The organism is Corynebacterium sp. HMSC22B11, assembly GCF_001815965.1.
Classification (GTDB): domain Bacteria; phylum Actinomycetota; class Actinomycetes; order Mycobacteriales; family Mycobacteriaceae; genus Corynebacterium.
This window is the reverse complement of record NZ_KV823471.1, coordinates 1-1599: the sequence shown is the minus strand read 5'-3', so window position 1 is coordinate 1599 and position 1599 is coordinate 1. Positions and strand designations below refer to the sequence as shown.

The following is a 1599-nucleotide window of genomic DNA, read 5'->3' as shown; positions in this document are numbered from 1 at the left end:
GATTTCTCAGTCCAACTAATGGGGAGCAGTTCAACAATCAAGTGGTGGGAGGTTCTTCTTGGTACCCCGTACGGGATTTGAACCCGTGTTACCGCCGTGAGAGGGCGGCGTCCTAGGCCGCTAGACGAACGGGGCGCATAGGACACACAAAACTAGCTCTCTACCGGCGTACCGATGTAACAGCAACCAGCTCTGTGATCGAGAACAAAGCCTACAGGCCACTGCCTCAACTCTCCTAATCCGCTGGTCAATGCCGGGTTTTAGGGAGTTCTCGCGTTAGCATGAAAGCAGTAGTGTCGCCGATGCGCCAAGGATGCCAATGACCCGTTCCGAGAATGACACCCCCGACTCGCTCGTAATGCCGGCCGGCGGTGGCACGGACCGACAGGCGATTTCTCCGGATCGTTACTCAGCAGAGGTCACCAGCGAGCATCGTTTTCCTGGCCCGAAGGCATGGGGCATGATCGCCAAGCGGCTGTACACGGAGTTTTTCTACCGTGGGCTTCCCGATAAGGGCGCGACGCTGAGCTTCTACTCCATCTTCACCGCGATCCCCACCCTCATGGCTTTCTACGCGATCGTGATGCTGGTACTCGACCAGAATCGCGATCAGGTGCTGGGCGTGACCGGCGAATTCATCAACCGCAACATCCCGGCAGACTTCGCGGCTCAGGCGTCGAACATCATCGAGGCGATCATCGGCACCACGCAGCGCTCCCTGATCACACTGATCTTCGCCGTCCTCTTCGCGCTCTTCTCCTCCTCGGCCTATGTTCGCGCGTTTTCCCGCAGCGCGAACGCGCTCTACGGCCGCGAGGAGGGCCGGTCGATCCTACGGACCTGGCTCGTGATGTGGGGCTTGACCATCGCTTTGGTTGCGGGGCTTGTGTTGATCGCGGCGGGTTTCTTCCTCCGCGAGGAGCTCCTCTCCCCCTTCTTCACCCACATCGCCGATCCCTTGGGACTGGCTGGCCTGCGCACCTTCATGCTCGACTATTTCCTGCCGCTGTGGACGTGGCTGCGGTGGCCGGTGATCTTCGGGCTCTCCCAGATGCTCATCGCGCTGCTCTATCACGTCGCCCCGAACGTCAGGCAAGGGCGTTTCCGCCTGTTCACTGCGGGCTCTGTGAGCGCGCTGGTTGTCCTCACGCTGATCGGGGAGGGCTTTCGGACTTACCTGAATAATTTCCTGCACATCGGCATGTACGGGGCGCTAGGCGGCATCATCGGCGGCTTCTTTTGCCTTTTCATGGCAAATAACGTGCTGCTGCTAGGCCTGCAGCTGGACGCTGAGCTCGCGCGTGCCCGGGAGCTCGCGGCGGGCTACGACTCCACCGAGCTCATCCTCGCCCCGCCCCGAGCCTCGGGTGCCGCGGATGGTGAGAAGCAGCTCGCCGAAACGTTGCAGGCCCAAGCCGTAAACTTCCAGCGCCGCGTACGGAACGCTGAGGACGACTAGCGGGCGGCTTTTACTCTTTCCATCCCACCGCCTGAGACGCGCTTCTGACCGCCCTCCTCAGCGCCCTAGGGTTATTCCTTGCATCTGAGGCTTCGTCCCTATCCGCGGAGTTGTCAGTGGGTGAATGCGCCACCTCGACT

The 1599-nt window shown here is 61.0% G+C and carries 1 protein-coding gene and 1 tRNA gene; one reads left to right on the top strand and one right to left on the bottom strand.

All coding sequences use genetic code 11. The features are described 5' to 3' along the window. Window positions 1-59: 59 nt before the first annotated feature. Window positions 60-135, bottom strand: a tRNA-Glu gene (locus tag HMPREF3088_RS01260). Window positions 136-319: 184 nt separating this feature from the next. On the opposite strand from HMPREF3088_RS01260, the gene HMPREF3088_RS01255 reads away from it, so the two are divergent. After that, complete coding sequence (locus HMPREF3088_RS01255; protein WP_070757841.1) at window positions 320-1459, top strand: YihY/virulence factor BrkB family protein; 1140 nt, start codon at window positions 320-322, stop codon at window positions 1457-1459. The last annotated feature ends 140 nt before the right edge of the window (window positions 1460-1599 follow it).